Here is a 21471-nt window from a genome sequence, read left to right as displayed (position 1 = left end):
CAAGCTTCTCTATAATCACTTTCCACTAAATGTGAGGAAAAAAAATGAAGTGGACTATCACAACTCAACACAAAGATTTTTTTGAATCGCATTCTTTCATTGCATTTGAAGAATTTCTCTCCAAAGAACAAGTAGAACTTGCAGCGGACCTCGTAAAAGAATTTCTATGTAACCATTTCCATATCCCAAAAGACACCTTCTTTACACTCACACCAGAAGATGTTTTCCTTGCAAGCAGAGATCTTTCTAGAAATATGCCCATTTTGCGCAAAATAATTTGTAATAAGCAACTAGGAAGCATTGCAGCAGAGCTCATGCTAAAAAAGCATGTACGACTAGGCTTTGATCAAATTATTTCTACCACACAACTTCCCTATCAAGGAAAAAATGAATTCTTCTCAAAGCTCTTGAATAAAGAGCATCGCCTACCCGAAATAAGTTCTATACAAGGCATACTTGGAGGAGCTCTCATTTTACTCTCAGAAAATACACCCTCTTTCTTTGAAGAAGAACAAGAACTCTTTTCTAGCAAAAGTCTGTTTCCTAAAAGACCAGGGGACATCGTCTTTTTTAACCAATACTTCCCCCTCTCTTTCAACCTTTTCTATGGACAAAAAGAAGCCCTTTACCTTTTAGTCACCTTTACTGAAACCAACGCTGTCTACATCCACAACGAAAAAGACCCACATACACATGCCCTAAAGTCAATTGGATATGTGTTTGGAGACCGCTTTCAAGAAAAATACCACCCCACACTTGCCTAACGCCATGTCTTTAACCATACATCATACTCTAATGGCTTCAACCGAAACCTTGCAATATTCCCTTTATGCAAACTCATCAGTTCAATTTCAATTATTTCAATAAATTTTGCCTGATCATTAGGTACAACGCATTCAGAAGCTTTTTTCCTAATAAATGTTATTGCTGCTAACTTATCCATGCATCCACAAATAATTTCTCTTACCGTTGTGATAATAAGATCACGGTAGCGCAAACGAAAAGGATCTGGCTCTCCAAGTTCTTGACGCGTTGCTGAATAAAGAGAACTGGAACGCTCATAAGCCCACACAAACACTTCACGCAACAATTCAATACGATTTAATTCATATACACCAAGAAGACCACTGACATACTCATCTTCAGGCACATCCACAAATGATAAGGGACATAAGTTTTCACGAATTAGAGGAATATTCGCAGCAAGCCTCGAAACCCTCTTATTAACATCCAAGAAAGGTTGTAAATAAGGTAATTGAACCATCACAAAAAATGATTGTTCAAATGGATCTGTAATAGCATTAGCAGTATCCAAAATCTGTTGAAAATACTCGCTAATCAATTGTGGAATCGCCAGAGGCTGGTACACCGATTTGGCTATGCCTACTGGTTGGGAGCGCAAAGCACCACAAGCTCGCTGATCACGTAGTAAATTATCTGACAAGAGCGCATGCAGGTTAAAAATAATAAAGCTATTAAACTTCATCTGATCAGCCAATTCCACTATAAACTCAATAGCGGCTTTATGATTCAAGATCATTTGAGCTTCCAGACTATCTTTACCCTCTGAAACCTCTCCTAGTTCCAGCAATCGCTCTGTTTCAAGAAGCGAATAAGTATTTCCTTCCAATCGACTTGAATTCCATGATAGATCTATCAATAGACGGTTTAAAATTTGCTTGGCATAAGTTCCTGCTGGACGTTTACCATTTGGTGATTTTCCTATTTTAAATAGATAATTTCGCATACTTTCAGAAAGATAATATGTTTCATTAGGACGATATTTATCGAGAAATTCTCGGTTATAACCAACTGGATGGCGCGCTTGAATAACCCTGCGAACGTTTGTTCGAATGGACAAAGCCGTTGATGATAGGGGTATCAATATTTCTGTTTGCCTATCAGCTAAACTTTCATCTTTTACTGATATAATAGCTTCTGCAACGGGCAAGTGATACCGTCTAGAACGAGCTTTTCCCGAGATATTTAAGCGTCCTTCCATTACCAAAAGGGTTAAATACCGCTGCAAAGAACGCTTGGCCATAGTAGGCATCAATACCTGCAAAATATCCCCTAAAGAAGCTCCTTGAGAAAACCGTTCTACTATTTGCAAAATAGCATCAAGGATTTTATTAGAAATTTGTTTTGCCAATCTTCCTCCGGTATAATGTCGCGATTCTACTAAATTGTGACATTATAGAGGTTTTAATGTCGCGATTCTTCTTATTTTAACTCATCTTTCGCAAGAGCCTATTTTAAAGTTTTTACGTAATATGAGTTATTTTAAGTGCCACTTAGCAAGAAGAGCATCATACTTACCATTTTCTTGTAACTTCTGAAGACCCTCATTGAATCTCTTGATCAATTTTGGTTCCTGATCGATCAAAGTAATTAAGCGAAGACCTATGTTATTCAAAGGTTTTCCGGCAACTTTCAACTGACCATAATAAATGTCCCTTACATATCCATAAGCAGGCAAAGCAGGCATTAAGACAGCATTGATATTTTGGGCTACTACCAAATCTTCTAAAGCCGCTGGAATACTATTATAAGTTCTTATGATAATGGCTGGATTTTGCTCTAAGAGCGTTATTGAGGAAGATCCTGCAAGAATACCTACTTCTTGACCAGACAAGTCTCCTATGGAAACAACATCTGCATCAATAGGAACTACTAATACAGGACCTAGCGACAAGTAAGGGGAGGAAAATGAATAAATTTGATTGTATCCAACAACGGGCGGAATAGAGCCTAAAATAGCATCCCAATTACCAGCAGATAAGCCATATTCCAAAGAACTTGAGCTAGTAAGATAAAGAGTAACAGACAATCCCTCCTCCTCAGCTATAGCACGAACAAGATCGTCTGAAAATCCGAGTACACCTGGCTCCTTACCCATTAAAGTCATAGGATACCAAGAGGGATCCCTTGCTATGCGGTATGTGCCCTCCTCTAAATCAGGAGATGTGCACGCACAAAAACCTAAAATACAGATAAGTAACAGACATCTTGCATAATTAGCTTTGCTTGGAAAAATTGAAATTTTTTGAGTAGATTTATTGATAAGTTTTGAGAGCATATGTGAATATATGGTTGAAAAATTTAACGATAAAGATGTCAAAAAAACAATTCTTGAACTTGTTTGTGTATAATTACGCAAGAAGTTTAATAGCAATACTTTCATCATACATTAATCTATAACTGATGAGCAATGTTTTCAGCTACCTTTTTAGCTCTAACAATGCAGTCATTTATAGAAACACCATAAAATGCATTACCAAGAATATGAATATTAGGGGAGAGTTTCAAAAGAGACTCTTCTATTTTTTTAACACGATCGAGGTGACCAAGTGTATATTGAGGGATGCGCGCTTTTCTTACAAAAGATGCAACAGAAGGCTCAAAAACATTAAGGTGTCTCTGCAAACTTATCAAAGCATGTCCTAAAGGATCGTCTAAACCACCTTTTAACATTACAGTGAGTCTTGTTTCATCTTTTAACATATTTTGCTCTGGAAAAACAGATGACTCAAAGATGACCCCCATTATCTTTTCTTTTTCCTTTGATGGCACAAGGTAACCAAAACCACTCCTTGTTAATACCTTTTTATTATAACAAAGACTAACAACGTCTATAGATTGATAAGGTATGTTTTTCAATTCAGAGCCAAGCTTCTGTGAATGAAAAGAAATATGATCAGCAAAAACATCAGCAGGTAGTGTACTACAAAGAATATCTGCAGAAAAAGAGCCCTCATTTGTAGAAACAGTAATTAATTCATCAAAAAATGTGAAACCATTACAAGAGCAATTTGTTTTTATATCCTCCCCAAGAAACTTTTCAAGTGCTTTTGGAAGCATTTGCATTCCGTTTTTAAAAGAATAAATATCACTTTTGACAGAAGATTTAAGCATGCCCTTCACAAGCGATCCATACTCTTGTTCAAATCTCACAAAATTTGGAAAGCACGCGTTCATAGAAAGCTCATGCATATCTCCTGCATAGACACCACTTACTAAGGCATCTACAAATATCTCTGTAACCTGGCGGCCAAAATGACGCGTAAAAAACGAGGCTATCGATTCCTCCTGAAACTCTTTTCTAACTTTATACATAACTTCTTTTACCAAAGAAGGAGCAAGGACCTTAAAAAATGAAGAGAAAAGAAATTCAAATAAAGAGCGCGGAACAGCTCTTAACTTACCACTTTCAAACAAAAAACGTACTTTAGCACATTTTGAAGCAGGTAATAATTGATCTACAAGAGAAAGCTCTTTGACAAGTGAGAAAACTTCCTGAACAGCAGATGCACGAAAACTTCTAGGCCCCTTCTCGATTAAAAAATCATGCTGCTCTGTCTGCATCCAACCACCAACAACAGCTTCTTTTTCAAGAAGAGTGACCTTTACACTATTACCTAAGAACTTTTTTAAAAAATAACCCAAAGAAAGCCCTGAAATACCAGCTCCAAGAATAACAATATGAGGAGGTGCTCTTTTAGGCATTGAGCTCTAACCCCTTCTCTTTCACATAGCGGACTAAAAATTTAACATTTTCAACTGGTGCATCAGGAGTAATTCCATGCCCCAAATTAAAAATAAAGCCAGGATCCTTTTTCATTGCATGGAGAATGCCATCCACTTCTCTCTGTATTGTTTTTTGAGAACCATATAAGCAAAACGGGTCTAAATTCCCCTGTAGAGCAATGTTTTTTATGCGCTTTCTTATATCACCTAAATGCGATCCGCAATCAATACTAATTGCAGCAGGCTTAAGATCCGCCATATCACTTGCCCAAAGAGAAGATCCCTTGCAAAATAAGATTAAAGGAATATTTTGACACACCCTTGAATCCACCACCTTTTTCATAAAAGCCAGCGAATACTTTTTAAATGCATCATAACTTAAAATGTAACTCCACGAATCAAACAGTTGCAGTGCTTGTACACCATGAGCGCACTGCATATCCAAAAATTGGATAATCGCATGACTTAATTTATCGAGTAAGCACAAGAAACTTTCAGGATCACTATACAACCATGTTTTTGTTTTTTTAAAATCCTTGCTAGTTCCTCCTTCAATCAAATAACTTGCGATTGTAAAGGGAGCGCCAGCAAAACCAATCAGAGGAACTTTTAGTTGTGGTATGATCTGTTTTATTGCTTGTGCTACATAAGAAAGAGAACTTGTAACATCTTTTTGCACAAAATTCTGCACATCTTCTCTGGTAATTGGGTTTTTAATCACAGGGCCCACATGCTCTACAAAGTCATATTCTATACCAAAAGCATCCAAAATCACTAAAATATCAGAAAAAAGTATCGCCGCATCCACGCCTATCAAATCAACGGGTTGCAATGTAATTTCAGTAATCCATTTTGGATCTCTGAATAACTCAAGCAATTTTCTGTCTTTCTTAAGGGAGCGGTATTCTGGTAGATAACGACCCGCTTGACGCATAAGCCAAATAGGTGGCCTGGACAAATTACGAGAATAAAGAGCATCTAGCAAAAGAGAATTCATCATACACACCTAAGAATACATTTATGAGAGATTACAATTTTCTATTGTTTTTTTAAAAGAAATGATTAATAACTCATCTTTTAGAAAAAATAATTGGTTTTAGGTAATCTGCATGAGACAACTGATGCGTCCTCTATTTATTGCTCTCTTATTCATTGGAAGCATCACCTCCTCTTGTAAAAGTGATACACACGAAGAAACAAGATCACCAACTTCCGTTACAGCCTTTGAAGTCCAGCCAGCAACGATTCCTGCCGTTTTTAATTATGTGGGCTTTGCAGAAAGTACACACCTTGTAGAAATACGTGCTCGTGTGGAGGGCTATCTTGACAAAATCGCTTATACAGAAGGCTCTTTTGTTGAAAATGGCCAGCTATTATTTCAATTAGATCCAAAACCCTTTATTGCAGCCCTTGACAATGCTAAAGGACTCCTTGCTAAGGCAAAAGCTATTTTGTGGAATGCCAATACGACTGTAAATCGTTTGAAGCCACTTTTTGCACAAGATGCTATTAGCAAACGAGACCTTGACAATGCTATTGCAAGCCAACTTGCAGCCCAAGCAGAAGTGGATTCTGCAAATGCTCAAGTCGTAGAAGCAGAATTGAAGCTTGGGTATACAACCATTGCAACACCTGTAACTGGCCTTTCTGGAAAATCACATTTTCGAGAAGGCGCCCTGATTACCTTAGGACCAGATTCTAGCATGCTGACTACAGTATCTGTCATTGACCCCATATGGATTTATTTTAGTGTTTCAGAAACAGATATTTTGACAACAAGAATGCAAGCATCCAAAGGTATCATCAAACTGCCCAAAGACAATAACTTTGATGTAAGACTTATTCTTGGTAATGACTTTGTCTATCCAGAACTTGGCAAAGTAGATTTTACCTCCCCAACGCTAAACCAAAGCACAGGCACGCTTGAAGCAAGAGCTGTCTTTGCTAACCCCCTAGCAATATTAAAACCAGGTCAATTTGTGAAAGTGCAGGTCCTTGGCACTGTAAGACCAGATGCCATTATCATCCCTCAACAAGCAGTTCAACAAGGGCAAAAAGGAATGTATGTCTATATCATTGACAAAGACAATAAAGCCGAGATGGTCGAAATTGATCCTGGAGAGTGGTTTGAAAACTACTGGATCATTAAATCTGGGCTTAAGCCAGGTGATCTAGTCGTCTCAGATGGCGTCAATAAGGTATATCCAGGATTACCTGTTACTATTACAAAACAAATAAAGTATATCCCTCAAGAAGAGCCAAAACTTATGCAAGGTATCGATCAAACTACAAATAAAGCTCTTGGACCAATCACGACTGGTACTACTACAGAAACTCAGCAAAAAGGATCTTGATGCTGTCTCATTTTTTTATTGACAGACCTATATTCGCATCCGTTCTATCCATTATCATTACATTCATGGGGATAGCTTCCCTCTATATGCTTCCAGTCGAGCAATACCCCAATATTACACCTCCTCAAATACAAGTAACTACAAGTTACACAGGAGCTGATGCTTTAAGTGTTGCCAATACAGTTGCATCTCCTATTGAACAGCAAGTTAACGGCGTCGAAAATATGATTTACATGAACTCACAAAGTTCATCTAACGGCGATATGGCCCTCAGCGTATTTTTTGAAATTGGTAGTGACCCCGATATGGCCCTTGTTAATACACAAAACAGAGTTAATCTAGCACTTCCTCAACTACCAGAAACAGTACAAAGATATGGTGTTACAGTACAAAAGCAATCTACCAGTATTCTCATGATCATCGCCATGCAATCACCCGACGGCAGGTACGATCCTATTTTTACAAGTAACTATGCAACTATCAACGTAATTACAGAACTTTTGAGAGTACCTGGCATTAGTAACGTCCAAAACATTGGCGCAAGAGACTACTCTATACGTGTGTGGATCAACCCAGATAAGCTTGCCCAACTTCACTTAACAATTTCTGATATTACCGACGCCATTCAGGAGCAAAACCATCAATACCCCATTGGCCAAATTGGTCAAGCTCCAACAAAAGATAATGTTGTTCTTACAATACCAGTAACGGCTCTTGGCCGTCTCAGTACTCCCGAAGAATACGATAACATTATTATTAGAGCCAATTCCGATGGTTCTATGGTTTTACTTAAAGACGTTGCCTACACAGTTCTTGGAGCGCAGCTTTACAATCAAGCTGGCGAATTAAACGGAAAGGCCGTTACAACCCTTGCCGTCTACCAACAAATTGGCGCCAATGCTCTTGATGTTGCAGAGGGTGTAAAAGCTTCTATGACAAAACTTTCTAAAAGCTTTCCTTCTGGCATTGAATACTCCATACCCTACGACTCAACTCTCTACATTAAAGCATCGATCAAAGACGTATTCAGAACGATTTTGGAAGCTGCAGTTCTTGTAGTTCTCATCGTATTTGTTTTCTTACAAAAATTAAGAGCCACACTCATTCCTGTTCTTGCCCTTATCATATCCATTATTGGTACGTTTTCTGGCATGCTTTTACTAGGATTTTCTGTAAATACGCTCACACTATTTGGAATGGTGCTAGCTATTGGTATAGTGGTAGATGATGCGATCGTCGTCGTCGAAAATATTGAACGCAATATGCGCGATTTAGGACTTGATGCAATCACTGCTGCAAAAAAAGCTATGGATGAAGTTACAGGACCTGTCATTGCCATCGTATTCGTATTATGCGCAGTATTTTTACCCGTAGCTTTTATGGGAGGCATTGCGGGGCAACTTTATAAGCAATTTGCTATCACAATTGCTATATCCGTCGTTATATCTGGGTTTGTAGCTCTTACACTAAGCCCTGCAATTGCAGCTATCGTCCTTAAAAGTCATGCAAAAGAGCCAAAATTTGGTATATGGTTTAATAAAGGTCTTGATTATGTAACAAACGGGTATGGCCACGTTGCCACATGGCTTATTCATAGAAGAGTCATAGGCCTTATTATCTTTGGAGCCATCTGTACAGCTTTAGTTGTTCTATTTAAAATAACACCCTCTAGTTTTGTTCCAGAAGAAGATCAAGGTTATATCATCGCTATGTCCGTGCTTCCAGATGCAGCTACCGTAGATCGTACAATAAAAATTGATGACCTCATGTATGACATGGCAAAGGATAATCCAGCCATCGAAAACTTTGTTTCTCTAAACGGCTTTAGCGTCCTTGATAACTTAAGTAGAACAAATATTGGAACAAACTACATTGTTTTAAAAGATTGGGATAAACGCACAAAATCCTCAGAACTTGCAAGTAATGTCCTAAAAGAACTTACAAAAAAATACTTTTCTATAGAAGGTGCTCAAATACTCCCCTTCAACCCCCCTTCCATACCAGGCCTTGGAACCGTAGGAGGCTTTCAATTTTGGATTGAAAATAGAGGAGATGGAGGCATAGAGCTACTACAAAAAGTTACTCAAGATTTTCTTGCAAAAGCAAAAATGCGAAAAGAACTTACAGGGCTTACCTCAAGTATGCAAATAGACAATATGCAACTCTACATCGACTTAGATAGATTCAAAGCAAGATCTCTTGGAGTCAGCATTGAACAAGTGTATGAAACACTGCAAGTATTGCTCGGTTCTTTATACGTCAATCAATTTAATAAATTTGGACGCGTATTTAAAGTTATGGCTCAAGCGGAACCTGCCTACAGAAGTGATATAAAAAATATTGGAGAAATGTATGTCAGGGGGAAAAATGGGGATATGATCCCATTAAAATCCATTGTCTCTGTAGTTTATAGCAAAGGTCCATCTTTAGTAAATCGTTTCAATAGCTATCTAGCATCAAAAATCAATGGAGGAGCAGCTCCTGGATATAGTTCTGGTGATGCTTTAAAGGCAATGGAAGAGATTGCTAAGGAAGTTTTACCAACCGGTATTGATTACGCTTGGGATGGACAAGCATTTCAAGAGGAACAATCTGGAGGTGCATCTTCTATCGTTCTTCTTGCAGGCCTTGCCATGGTGTTTTTAATCTTATCTGCTCTCTATGAAAGATGGTCTCTTCCTTTTGCCATCATCTTGGCAGTACCCTTTGGAATTTTTGGAGCATTTATTGCCATATGGATTAAAGGTATGTCCAACGATGTATACTTTCAGGTAGGCCTTGTTACACTTATTGCCCTGTCAGCAAAAAATGCTATCTTGATTGTGGAATTTGCTGTCCTCAAGCAAAAATCAGGCCTATCCATCATCGATGCGGCAATTGGTGCTGCAAAGCTTCGCTTTAGAGCCATTATGATGACTTCTTTGACCTTTGTTTTTGGTGTTGTGCCTCTAGTACTCAGCACAGGAGCTGGAGCTGCAAGCCGCCATTCTGTAGGTGTTGGCGTTATGGGAGGCATGTTGTCTGCAACATTCCTTGCTATATTTTTTGTGCCTCTCTTCTATAGATTAATTATTGAGTTTGTAACAAGAAAAGAAAAAACAGAGCCTGTAAAGACAAAAGAAGGGGTAAAGCCGTGAAAAGGTTACTCTACCTTCTAGCTTTTTTCTTTCTTTTACAATCTTGTTCTCTCAACCCCCCCTACAATAGACCAAGCCATACTTCGCCTCCTAATTGGCGCTTTGCAGCAGACAATACAAGCACAGCAAATAATTTTCGTTGGTGGAAACAGTTTCAAGACCCCATTCTTGACGCACTTATTTGTGAAGCACTTCGTTACAATTATGATATTAAAATAGCTGCTGCTACAGTATGTGCTTTTTATGCACGCCTTGGCATTGCCGCGTCTGCGCAATACCCTCAAGTTAATGGGAATATTGTTGTTGGAAGACAACAAACAGCAACAGCTCTTGTTCCTTCACTTCCTGGACAAGCAAGAATTTACAACGTATATGAAGGACTTTTAAACTTCTCCTTTGATCTTGACTTATGGGGGCAACTTCAAAGCTTGACAGAAAATGCTCTATACACATATTTAAGTACCATTGAAGCAAGAAGGTCCATTGTTTTAACTGTTGTTAGCGGTGTTGCTGCAGGATACCTTCTTTTGAGACAATTCGATGAGCAGCTAAAAATTTCAAATGACACATTAAAATCTAGAATAGAATCTCTAAGACTTGCAAAAGCTCGTTTCGAGGGAGGGCAAACCTCTCTTATGGAGGTAAGGCAAGCTGAATCAGAAGTTGACGATGCAAAAGTGCAAGTCATTCAATTTGAATTACAAATTTCTCTCCAGGAGGATTTAATTAGCGTGCTCATTGGAGCCAATCCAAGTCCCATCTTAAGAGGGCGCTCTCTTGAAACATTGCCCATCCCTCCACATATTCCAGCGGGCCTTCCCTCATTTCTATTATGTCAAAGACCAGATATTATTGGTGCAGAAGAACTAATCATTGCGGCCAATGCTAGAATTGGAGCTGCAAGAGCCCAGTTTCTTCCCAATATTAGTTTAACTGGCCTATATGGCACTGAGAGCACATCACTAAAGAGCTTGTTTACAAATCCTGCTGAGACTTGGAACTACAGTTTAAATGCCCTTCAGCCAATCTTTACGGGAGGCCTTCTCATATCGCAAGTAGAGCTTTCCAATGCTCAAAAATGTGAATCCATTAACAGCTATATCAAAACGATTATTACAGCATTCCAAGAGGTTTCTGATGCTCTTATCTCTCATCAAAAAGCCCTAGAACTTGCAGTAGTGCAAAAACATAATGTAGAAGTTTTAAAAGATTACCTAAGACTTGCAACAATTCAATATAACAATGGAGAAACAGATTACCTTACCTTCCTAGACGCAGAAAGGAAGCTCTTTAATGTAGAGCTAGATTATGCCACAGCCCAAGGAGACTGCTTAATTTCTGTTGTAGAGCTCTATAAGGCCCTTGGCGGTGGATGGGTTATCGATGCTGATAACATTTCCCAACTAACACCTCCTTGCAAGACAGAATGCCGCCCCTCACCCACACTCATATTTGAACACGTTATTTACTAGCATCAGCTCGATTTTCAACTATCTGTTAATCAATAGACTTCTTGCGTAATTACATTTGCTTGTTAAAATTGTCTCAAGCATATAGTTAAGTGGGAATTAATCTGGCAATAGAACGTATAAACAATTTTTTAACTTAATTGGGTATAGATAAAATTTCTTGCATGTGTGCTAATATTTGGTTTGCAGTTACCTCTTCAACCAATTCCTGCAAAAACCATAAGGTAAGCATTGTCTTCCCTTTAAAGGTATGGGCGCCTAAAACAAAATTATTTGCTTCCTCAAAAAAAGGTCTAACATCAGCAACAAAAAAAAGTTGATCTAAAACCAACCCTGTGTAATCTCCTGTAAAATTTAGAACTCCAAGATTAGTAACTGCAATCACGTTAGAAGGTTTTAGAGCTCTTTTCCACACCTCTTGTGCTGACATTTCCACAGAAGATCTTTCTGCCATTACTTTAAGTGGATATATTGCTTCTCCAGAATCTAACTTACTGTGAACATCGTCGTGAATGGCTCTAGCAATACTCGCAAGATCATCTTCTAGAGCAACTTCTACTTCCGTAATCATCCCTGCACGTAAAAGCTTCATGACTTCATTAGGTACAGGTGGTGTAAAAAAACGGCGATAATTAATCACAGTTAACGCTTGAAAATTTTCAAAATCGGGCTTTACAACTCTACGTACGGCCAATAACAAAGCTGCAAAAAGAGTCGCATGAACCTTAACTCCTTGTTCTTTTGACCAAACAAGAATCTTTTTTGTTATCGTCATGTCCAGCTCATATTTGACAAAATCCATCTGAAAATCACGCTCTATTCTTACAGGAACAGCTTTATCTATCTCCACTTCTTTTGTACATAAGGAAAATAGTGATTCTACAGGCGGTATAACATCATCAAATAAAGTATAAGCAGGAGAAGTCCCTTGCAATAAATTAGCAAAAATTCCAAACAAATGGTTCATAGCAGGCATTGCACATATACCATCAGCAATGACATGGTGAAAAGTCACATGCATTTCTCCCTCTTCATCTCCTTTTAATAGGCATGCACGCCATAATGGTTGGTCTTCTTGGGTAAATCGATCTCTTAGCTCAATTTGAACCTCTCTTTTCCATTGATTTTCTCCATCATACAAACCTTCTCGGAAAGGCAGTTCAAAAGTTTCTAAATGGATAAAATGATACACAGAATCAACCACTTTCAATGCAACTCGTAGTAGCGGATGCTGATATGACCAATGCTCCAATCCTGCTTTAACAATAGATGTCGTTAGTCTTCCTCTATAATGTGCAATGACAGAAAAATTAAGATTACTTCGAGATCCCAAATCCACCTTACATTCGGCAACTTCCAAAAAATTCAATGCTATAGCCACGCCATCTCCTAAAAACATGTGTTGAATGGCGAGCAGTATAAAACAATTAGACTTATTAAAGTACCGTAATAAATACGGTACTTTAATAGGTCTAGCTATGATCATCCTACAGCAAGTTCTCCCTTGAATAAGAGACCTTCTTTGGCTTTCATCAATGACTGATTTTGTTATAAAGGCAGAAAAAAAGTGATTTTAGCGCCTTTACTGGGACGATTTTCTGCTATAAGGTAGCCATCATGAATCTTAGCAATTGCCTTTGCAATAGACAAGCCAAGTCCTACGCCCTTAGAAGCTCTTCCTGGGATACGATAAAACTTCTCGAAGATCGTGTCTAGCTGGTCTTCTGGTATTCCAATCCCCTCATCAAGTACAGAAAGCGTAATAAAACTTCCTCTTTTTTTTGCATGCACCTCAATAATTGAATCGGAACACTCAATTGCATTGATGATCAAGTTGTAGAGCAATAGCCGTATAAATGAAAAGTCAAACTGCACCAGGGGTAAGTTTTCTTCTATCTCAAGCTTCATATATCGATCGCTATATACTTCCTGGATATTACCTATAGAGGCCTTTACAAGTTTTTCTATACTGTTTTTTTTCTTATTAAAAACAGCAATGCCCCTACTTAAATCGTTCATTACAGCCATATTGTCTAAAATCTTAGTAAGGTCTACAGAGAATCTTTCAATCTTGTGAATCTGTTGAATACCAATCTCTTTTTTATGTACTTTTAATTCTTTTACAGCACTCTGTATACCAAGTAAAGGCTCTTTAAAGCTTTGAGAAATCAATTTAAGAATTGTTTGGTGTATTTTTTCAATCTCATTCACATGCTCCATTTGACGGATCTGCTCCTCTGCACATTCTCGCTCCAGATAGATAGCAAACTGTTTACAAACAGTATATAAAAAGTTTTTCTCTTCTATATCGATCTTCTTTTTACTATTAGAATGAAAAGCAAGCACGCCCATAATATCACTAAACCCTATCAAAGGAAGATAAAGGTTCTTTGCAAGTGGTAATGTAGATGTAGAGACTCCAGCCTCCCTTTTACTCTTAAACACCCAATAAACTGATCCTTGTTCTTTTTTGTCTTTAGCTAAAGATGTTTCCTTAAATTCAAGTAAGTTTTTCTTTTTAGTTATAATTTCGATATGGCCATCTAAGATCCTTTCTAAATGCGTTTTTATGATCTCTTTAATATACTTTGAGCTAGGAGCACTTGCGATCTCTTTAAAAATCTGATAGAGAATAGATAACCTCTCTTCCCTCCTTGCAAGCATAATCCTCTGCATCCTAAATCGATCCATTACAATGCCAACAACCAATCCTGTTAGCACATATAAAAAAAACAAAACACGATCTTCTCGTGCACTAGTCATTAAGCTATCTGCTGAAGGGATAAAGAAAGTATCCCAAAGTAGCGCATAAAGAATGGATGCAAAAAGGATTGCCCACCATCTAAACCTTAACGAAAGGGCTACCACCCCAAGAAGAAATATAAATCCTGCAATTTTATATCCTATGTAGGGCAAGAAAAATAGATTAACTCCTGTGAGGGCCAACATAAAGCATAATACAAAAAGATAGGTGGTCCATGTCTTAAAAAATGAAAGAAAAGATATCTTTTTATTAGGCTCTATTTTTTGATGTTCATGATGAATCACGTGCACATCTATATCACCACATCTTTTGGTTAATTTATCTAACAGAAAAAACCTTTGAAAGGGATTAAAAATAGAGCGCTTAGTAGAGCGCCCAAGAATAATTTGTGTTATATTTTTTTGTCTTGCAATGCGCTCTATGCCCGCTGCAATATCAGAATCATATGTTGTAATGACTTCTGCACCAAGTTCTCTTGCAAGAGACAAATTTTTCTCTAATGTTGTAGTTTCATTTTCATCCAAACTTTTACCATCATCCACGTGAATAGCAATCCACAAGGCATCTAAGCTAAAGGCCAGGCGCTTTGCTGTCCTAATAAGCCTTTGTGAAAATACACTTGCACTAACAGCTACCATCAAATATTCTCGCACCTTCCACGTTTTTCTAGTTGTTATGTTATCCTTCATTTCATGCAAATCATGATCTACCTTACCAGCAGAAAAGCGTAAAACTACTTCTCTTAAGGCTGTTAGCCGATCTTCTTGAAAAAAATGAGCTGTTGCAAGCTCTTGCTGCTCACCCAAATAAACTTTACCCTCTCTCAAGCGTTGAAGCAGATCTTTTGGAGTGATATCAATTACCTCAATAGATGAAGCTGTCTCTATAATGGAATCTGGAACTGTTTCTCTGACAGGAATACCAGATACCCTCTCAACAATTTCTTTCAGGCTTTCAATATGCTGCACATTCAATGTTGTATAGACATCAATCCCATTTTCCAAAATTTCTAAAACATCTTGCCACCTTTTAGGATGCCTAGAAAGGGGTGTATTGCTATGTGCAAGCTCATCGATGATGACAAGTGATGGCTTTAATAGTAAAATCTGATCTATATCTAATTCCCCCACCTGCAAATTCTTATACGTTATTTGCTTTCTTGAAAGGACTTTTAAGCCTTCTAATAATGCGGCCGTCTCGCACCTTCCATGTGTTTCAACAATACCTACTACAAGATCTACGCCCCCTTTCTTTTGCTTTTGAGCAGACTCTAGCATCGAATATGTTTTACCCACTCCTGCAGCCATGCCTAAAAATATCTTTAAATTACCTTTAGAAGCCTTAAAAGATTCTAAAAATTCATTAGGATTTGGTCTGTCATCATCTTCCATCTCATTTATCTCCACTTAAGGCATCTAAAACCAGGTTCAACTGTAAAACATTGACTATAGGCTCTCCAATAAATCCAAATCTTGGCTCTATTTTAAGTTGATTAATCTGATTTACAAGTATATCTCGATTTTTTATACCCCTTGCTTTTGCTATATGATCTACCTGAAAAAAAGCTGTTTCTAACGAAATATGGGGGTCTAATCCACTTCCAGAAGTAAAGAGAAGCTCAACTGGAATTATGCTTTCATCTGTTATGGCATATTTTTTAAAAATAGCCTTCTTACGTGTATCTACAGATTCTTTTAATACCTTACTTGTAGGCCCCAAGTTACTAGCTCCAGATGGTATTGGATTATAATCCACAAAAGAGGGTCTTGCACAAAAATAACGATCACTTTCAAATTTTTGAGCAATCAAAAAAGATCCTATAATACGCTCATGAATATAGGCTAAAGAACCATTAGCTTTCTCTTTCATGCTCAATTGTGCAACTCCTGTAATGAATAAAGGATAGAATAAACCAGTAATCACCGATAATAATATAAACATTTTTAAAGCTTGCAAGACTTCTCTCATACAACAATTCCTAAAAATGTAATGATTAGATCAATCAATTTAATACCAATAAAAGGCGCTATAATGCCTCCAAGGCCATAAATTAAAATGTTTTTTCTAAGTATAACATTTGCTGGTTGAGCTTTATACTTTACCCCCCTCAAAGCAAGCGGAATGAGTATAATGATAATTAAAGCATTAAAAATAAGAGCACTTAAAATAGCGCTTTGATAGGTATGTAGAAACATAATATTTAAAGCTGAAAGAGGCCCTTGATTCTCTTTTACAATATATAGCGTTCCAAAAATTGCAGGAATGATCGCAAAGTATTTAGCTACATCATTTGCTATACTAAAAGTTGTTAAAGCACCCCTAGTCATCAAAAGCTGTTTTCCAATCTCTACAATATCTAAGAGCTTGGTTGGATTACTATCCAAATCAACCATGTTGCCAGCGTCTCTAGAAGCTTGTGTTCCTGTATTCATAGCAACTGCCACATCTGCTTGGGCAAGTGCTGGTGCATCATTAGTTCCATCCCCTGTCATGGCAACAAGGCGCCCTCCTTCTTGCTCTTTTTTTATTAAATCCAACTTTATTTCTGGTGTTGCTTCTGCAATAAAATCATCAACACCCGCCTCTGCTGCTATTGCTGCAGCTGTAAGAGGATTATCGCCCGTTACCATCACCGTGCGAATACCCATTTTGCGCATCGCTATAAAGCGCTCTTTAATACCACCTTTCACCATATCTTTAAGGTGAACTACGCCAATAATTTTATGTTCATCAGAAACAAGAAGGGGGGTTCCCCCATGACTTGCCACAGCTTCCACCATAGAATCTATTTGTTTAGAATAAGTTCCCCCCAAATCTTCTACATATTTTTTAATCGCATGAACAGAGCCCTTCCTTATTCTTCTTACAACTAGGCCTTTTTCATCAAGAAAATCGACACCGCTCATACATGTCTTGGCACTGAATGGAATAAATATAGATTTTTTATGAGACAATACCCCCTCTTGATCCCAATCTCTCAAACCAAATTGATTTTTTGCTAAAACAACGATCGAGCGGCCCTCTGGGGTTTCATCTGCAAGAGATGCTGCTTGCGCATACTTAGCACACTCTAATTCGCTCACACCAGGAAGGGGCATAAATTGCAGCGCCATGCGACTTCCTATTGTGATTGTGCCTGTTTTATCTAATATCAATAAATCCACATCTCCTGCAGCCTCTACAGAGCGCCCACTTTTTGCAATTACATTTTTACAAACCAACCTATTCATACCAGCAATACCCACAGCACTCAAAAGTGCACTAATTGTCGTTGGAATTAAACATACAAATAACGCAACAAGAATAGGCAGTGAAATCCTAGAAACAAGCTCTTGACCAGCTATAACTTCGCTATAATCAGCAAAAGCTTTAAGAGAACTTGTGGTAAGAAAAAAAATGAGCATCAAAGCAAAAAGCACAATGTTAAGTGCAATCTCATTAGGGGTCTTTTGCCTTTTTGCCCCTTCAATTAAATTGATCATCCTATCCAAAAAACTATTTCCTACATCTGATGTCACCTTGATAAGTAAGCGATCGCTCAATACTTTAGTTCCTGCAGTAACAGCACTTCTATCTCCACCGCTCTCTCTGATGACAGGTGCAGATTCACCCGTAATTGCAGATTCATCCACCATAGCAGCGCCCTCAATAACATCGCCATCTGCAGGTATAATCTCTGAACTTTCACAAAGAACTATATCCCCGCACTTAAGCTGCGATGCAAGCACACTCTTTGTTTTTCCATCGCTCACAACTTTTGTTAAGGTATCTGTTTTAGTTTTTCTAAGGGCTGCAGCTTGTGCTTTACCACGGCTCTCAGCAATTGCCTGAGAGAAATTTGCAAAAAGAACCGTAAACCATAACCACAATGCGATTTGCAAATCAAACAACAAAGAATATTTATTCATCACATCTTGAACAACGCAAATTGTTGTAATAATAGCTCCCAAATAAGTTACAAACATTACTGGATTTTTTATTTGCACGCGAGGTGTCAGCATACAAAAAGCATCTTTTATAGAGGTCGTGATCATGCCTCTATCCATCACTGTAATTTGAGCATGCTTCTTTAATTTTCTCAAAATGAGCGCCCCTCAACCATTAATAAGTGCTCTACAATGGGTCCAAGCGAAAGAGCAGGAAAAAATGTTAATGCACCCACTATTATGATCACAGAAAATAATAGTATTGCAAAAAGAAAGCTGCTTGTAGAAAAAGTGCCAACTGAAAAAGGCGTAATTTTTTTTCTGACTAAAAGACCAGAAACAACAAGCGTAGGTATTAAAATACCAAGTCTTCCAAGCAACATAACAACTGCTAAAACACTATTATAATAGCTTGTATTTACATTAAGGCCAGCAAATGCACTCCCATTATTACCAGCGCTAGAAACAAAAGCATACAATACCTCTGAAAATCCATGAGGGCCTTGATTTTTAATAGAACTTATTGCTGCAGGCACAAGAAAAGAAATTCCCGATCCTATCAAAATAAGAGCTCCTGGTATCAATATTGCAATCATAACCCAGATCATCTCACGCTTTTCTACTTTCTTTCCTAAATACTCAGGCGTCCTTCCAACCATTAAACCAGACAAAAATACTGTCAATAATACAAACATAATCATACTACAAAGGCCTACTCCAACACCTCCAAAAATAAGTTCTCCTAGCATGATATTGAAAAGCGCAATGCCACCCACAAAAGGAGAGGCTGATGATATCATTGTATTGACAGATCCATTTGCAGTAGCAGTTGTTGCATTGATCCAAAGCGTGCTATTAGCGATGCCAAAACGCGTTTCAACACCTTCCATAATAGGATATATATCTATTACAGGATTGTAGATGTGGCTTGAAATCATTGAAATGCTATTTCCAAGAACAAAAAATAAAAGCATAACAGCAAACAATAGGTATCCATGCCTTTTAGACTGCGTTAAGCTGCCATAAGTAAAAACAAGACTTGCTGGTATCAGAATAATTGCAAAGACTTCCAAAAAATTGGAAAATGCGGAAGGATTTTCAAAGGGATGCGCACTATTCACATTAAAAAAACCGCCTCCATTAGTCCCTAGCTGTTTAATTGCCACTTGTGATGCAACAGGACCTTGTGGGATTACCTGATTTTTTCCCTCCAGTGTCGAAACCTCTACATAAGAGGATAACGATTGAATTGTTCCCTCACTTATCAAAACAAGTGCCAAAATAATGGAAAGAGGTAAAAAAACGTATAATACGCTTCTTACCAAATCAGACCAGAAATTCCCTAAAGTTTCACAGGATTTGCGTGTAAGTCCACGTATGAGAGCAAATAATACACTCATTCCGCTTGCAGCACTTAGAAAATTCTGTACGGTAAGGCCTAGCATTTGCGTTAAATAACTAAGTGTAGTCTCTCCTGCATATGCCTGCCAATTAGTATTTGTAACAAAGCTTGCAGCAGTATTAAAAGCAAGTAACCAAGAAACGCCCTTCAGATGCTGTGGATTTAAAGGCAATACGTGTTGAAACAACTGAAGTAAAAATAGGGCAATAAAGCCAAAAACAGTAAATATCACAAGACTCTTGGCATAGCAAACCCAGTTCATCTCTTCTTTAACATCAATTCTACAAACACGAAAACAAAGAGATTCAATAGGGCCGACTATTTTCCTTGCAAAACAGACCTTTCCTTCAAACACATCTGCGATGTATTTTCCCAAAAGTGGCGCTAAACCACAGAGCAAAACAAAGAAAAGTAAGATAACAATCACTTCAAACACGATGTGTATATATTTAATGCCTACTACTTAAGGCGTCAATAAAAAAAACTCCACCTATCTAATGAATTTAACATTATTTTTTACTTGATATTTTAAGATGCAATGTGAGAATATCAAGATATTATGGAAAAATATATTCCAAGAGATATCACAGATCGCATAAAACGTATGCTTCACTATTTCCCGAGTGTAGTCCTTGTTGGAGCTCGGCAAGTAGGTAAAAGCACTTTGCTAAAAACTTTATTTCCAAATTACTCTTATGTACTGTTTGATCCCTATGAAGACATTGAAAATGCTAGGAAAGATCCCGATCTCTTTTTAAACAATCATTCAACACCGCTCATTCTTGATGAAGTACAATATGCCCCTGAGTTGATTTCGAGTATCAAACAGCGCATTGATGAAAACAGAACTCCTGGACAATATATCCTCACAGGTTCTCAACAATGGGGTATCATGAAACAGACAGCTGAAAGCTTAACTGGCCGTACTGTCATTATTCAACTAGAATCCTTTGCTCTAAATGAAATTGCAGCGAATAGAACAAAAAACGCATGGCTAAATCAATGGCTTGAATCTCCTGAAGACTTTGTAAAAAATCCCATCCGTTTTTTGCAACTACCCATCTCAACATATGAGCAATTATGGAGAGGGTTTCTTCCCGAAACCCAAGTTCTGCCCCTAGATCTTATTCAAGCTTTTCATGCTACATACCAAAAAACTTATATTGAAAAAGATGTTCGATTATTAGCAAATATACCCGACCTGCATCAATTCACACGATTTGTCCGTCTAGCTGCAGCTCTTACTGCTCAAGAAATAAACTACCAAGAAATGGGGCGCGATTTAGGTATTTCTAATGAAACAGCACGCAGATGGCTCACTCTATTAAAAGAAATTTTCGAGTGGCATGAAATTCCTGCCTTTTCCATGAACGCACTCAAAAGGGTCAGTACAAAGCCCAAAGGATATTTTGCTGACACAGGCCAAGTATGCTTTTCCCAAGCTATCAGCACACCCAATGCTATTGGTTCACATCCTTTGTGGGGCTCTCTTTTTGAAACGGCTGTTATCAACGAAATCCGCAAACAATTATTATCTAATGGAGACCCTTCTATTCTCTATCATTTTAGAACCCATGGAGGTGCTGAATGTGACCTCATTATTGAAAAAAATGGTGTGTACTATCCTATAGAAATAAAATCTAAGTCTCATCCTTCTAAAAGCGATACAAGTGGTCTATCAGCATTTAGAAAAACATATCCCCATCTTAAAATAGAGAAAGGATTGGTTATTTGCCTCTCCAAATCTTTTTATCCACTTTCCGAAAATGATTACGCTCTTCCTTGGGACATTAGTCTTTAAAATACCACCTTCAAATAGATTAGAAGCGCTAAAAGGAGGATTACAGAGGCTATTGCTTTAGATTTTGCTGATGCGTTCGGAACATCCCCAG

At 37.8% G+C, this 21471-nt stretch carries 14 protein-coding genes; 5 read left to right on the top strand and 9 right to left on the bottom strand.

From position 1 onward, the window contains the following. The first annotated feature begins 44 nt into the window (after positions 1 to 44). A complete protein-coding gene (locus P4L16_03495) occupies positions 45 to 764 on the top strand; it encodes a hypothetical protein (GenBank protein MDR3624189.1) in 720 nt (239 codons plus the stop codon). Here P4L16_03495 and P4L16_03490 read toward each other — a convergent pair. The 4 genes from P4L16_03490 to hemE all read right to left on the bottom strand — a co-directional run bounded on the left by P4L16_03490 (position 761) and on the right by hemE (position 5527). Continuing rightward, positions 761 to 2152 (bottom strand): Fic family protein, encoded by a 1392-nt coding sequence (locus P4L16_03490; protein MDR3624188.1) that lies wholly within the window; start codon positions 2150 to 2152, stop codon positions 761 to 763. The genes P4L16_03495 and P4L16_03490 overlap by 4 nt on opposite strands. 126 nt (positions 2153 to 2278) lie before the next feature. Further along, the gene (locus tag P4L16_03485) at positions 2279 to 3187 is read right to left on the bottom strand and encodes an ABC transporter substrate-binding protein (GenBank protein ID MDR3624187.1); all 909 of its coding nucleotides are present in this window, start codon (positions 3185 to 3187) and stop codon (positions 2279 to 2281) included. 8 nt (positions 3188 to 3195) lie between these two features. After that, entirely contained in the window at positions 3196 to 4506 is a 1311-nt protein-coding gene (gene hemG, locus P4L16_03480) for a protoporphyrinogen oxidase (protein ID MDR3624186.1), read from the bottom strand. Next, positions 4499 to 5527 (bottom strand): uroporphyrinogen decarboxylase, encoded by a 1029-nt coding sequence (hemE, locus tag P4L16_03475; protein MDR3624185.1) that lies wholly within the window; start codon positions 5525 to 5527, stop codon positions 4499 to 4501. The genes hemG and hemE overlap by 8 nt, the downstream gene beginning before the upstream one ends. Positions 5528 to 5636: 109 nt before the next feature. Here hemE and P4L16_03470 point away from each other — a divergent pair, with 109 nt between their 5' ends. The 3 genes from P4L16_03470 to P4L16_03460 are packed head-to-tail and all read left to right on the top strand — an operon-like array spanning position 5637 to position 11490. Beyond that, positions 5637 to 6881, top strand: a complete 1245-nt coding sequence (locus P4L16_03470; protein MDR3624184.1) for an efflux RND transporter periplasmic adaptor subunit — start codon at positions 5637 to 5639, stop codon at positions 6879 to 6881. Beyond that, complete coding sequence (locus P4L16_03465) at positions 6881 to 10018, top strand: multidrug efflux RND transporter permease subunit (GenBank protein ID MDR3624183.1); 3138 nt, start codon at positions 6881 to 6883, stop codon at positions 10016 to 10018. The genes P4L16_03470 and P4L16_03465 overlap by 1 nt, the downstream gene beginning before the upstream one ends. Then, on the top strand, positions 10015 to 11490 hold the full coding sequence (locus P4L16_03460) for an efflux transporter outer membrane subunit (GenBank protein ID MDR3624182.1): 1476 nt from the start codon (positions 10015 to 10017) through the stop codon (positions 11488 to 11490). Before P4L16_03465 ends, P4L16_03460 begins: the two co-directional genes overlap by 4 nt. A 133-nt stretch (positions 11491 to 11623) precedes the next feature. On the opposite strand, the gene P4L16_03455 is transcribed toward P4L16_03460, so the two are convergent. The 5 genes from P4L16_03455 to kdpA all read right to left on the bottom strand — a co-directional run bounded on the left by P4L16_03455 (position 11624) and on the right by kdpA (position 20006). Further along, positions 11624 to 12868 (bottom strand): condensation domain-containing protein, encoded by a 1245-nt coding sequence (locus tag P4L16_03455; protein MDR3624181.1) that lies wholly within the window; start codon positions 12866 to 12868, stop codon positions 11624 to 11626. Between the two features lie 167 nt (positions 12869 to 13035). Next, positions 13036 to 15642 (bottom strand): ATP-binding protein, encoded by a 2607-nt coding sequence (locus tag P4L16_03450; protein MDR3624180.1) that lies wholly within the window; start codon positions 15640 to 15642, stop codon positions 13036 to 13038. A 1-nt stretch (position 15643) separates the two neighbouring features. After that, entirely contained in the window at positions 15644 to 16219 is a 576-nt protein-coding gene (kdpC, locus tag P4L16_03445) for a potassium-transporting ATPase subunit KdpC (GenBank protein MDR3624179.1), read from the bottom strand. Continuing rightward, complete coding sequence (gene kdpB / locus P4L16_03440) at positions 16216 to 18333, bottom strand: potassium-transporting ATPase subunit KdpB (protein MDR3624178.1); 2118 nt, start codon at positions 18331 to 18333, stop codon at positions 16216 to 16218. Before kdpB ends, kdpC begins: the two co-directional genes overlap by 4 nt. After that, positions 18330 to 20006 carry a potassium-transporting ATPase subunit KdpA gene (gene kdpA, locus P4L16_03435; protein MDR3624177.1) on the bottom strand — a complete coding sequence of 559 codons (1677 nt, stop codon included), beginning with the start codon at positions 20004 to 20006 and terminating at the stop codon, positions 18330 to 18332. Before kdpA ends, kdpB begins: the two co-directional genes overlap by 4 nt. A 132-nt stretch (positions 20007 to 20138) precedes the next feature. Between kdpA and P4L16_03430 the strand changes: the two genes are divergently transcribed. After that, positions 20139 to 21380, top strand: coding sequence for an AAA family ATPase (locus tag P4L16_03430; GenBank protein ID MDR3624176.1), 1242 nt, complete (start codon positions 20139 to 20141; stop codon positions 21378 to 21380). The last annotated feature ends 91 nt before the right edge of the window (positions 21381 to 21471 follow it).

This window comes from Chlamydiales bacterium, assembly GCA_031292375.1.
GTDB lineage: Bacteria > Chlamydiota > Chlamydiia > Chlamydiales > VFKH01 > JARLHF01.
This window is presented reverse-complemented; position numbering and strand designations above follow the sequence as displayed.

Coding starts and splice junctions, on each gene's coding strand:
- P4L16_03495 (MDR3624189.1), top strand. CDS start 45: ATGAAGTGGACTATCACAACTCAACACAAAGATTTTTTTGAATCGCAT.
- P4L16_03485 (MDR3624187.1), bottom strand. CDS start 3,187: ATGATGAAAGTATTGCTATTAAACTTCTTGCGTAATTATACACAAACA.
- hemG (MDR3624186.1), bottom strand. CDS start 4,506: ATGCCTAAAAGAGCACCTCCTCATATTGTTATTCTTGGAGCTGGTATT.
- hemE (MDR3624185.1), bottom strand. CDS start 5,527: ATGATGAATTCTCTTTTGCTAGATGCTCTTTATTCTCGTAATTTGTCC.
- P4L16_03470 (MDR3624184.1), top strand. CDS start 5,637: ATGAGACAACTGATGCGTCCTCTATTTATTGCTCTCTTATTCATTGGA.
- P4L16_03465 (MDR3624183.1), top strand. CDS start 6,881: ATGCTGTCTCATTTTTTTATTGACAGACCTATATTCGCATCCGTTCTA.
- P4L16_03450 (MDR3624180.1), bottom strand. CDS start 15,642: ATGGAAGATGATGACAGACCAAATCCTAATGAATTTTTAGAATCTTTT.
- kdpC (MDR3624179.1), bottom strand. CDS start 16,219: ATGAGAGAAGTCTTGCAAGCTTTAAAAATGTTTATATTATTATCGGTG.
- P4L16_03430 (MDR3624176.1), top strand. CDS start 20,139: ATGGAAAAATATATTCCAAGAGATATCACAGATCGCATAAAACGTATG.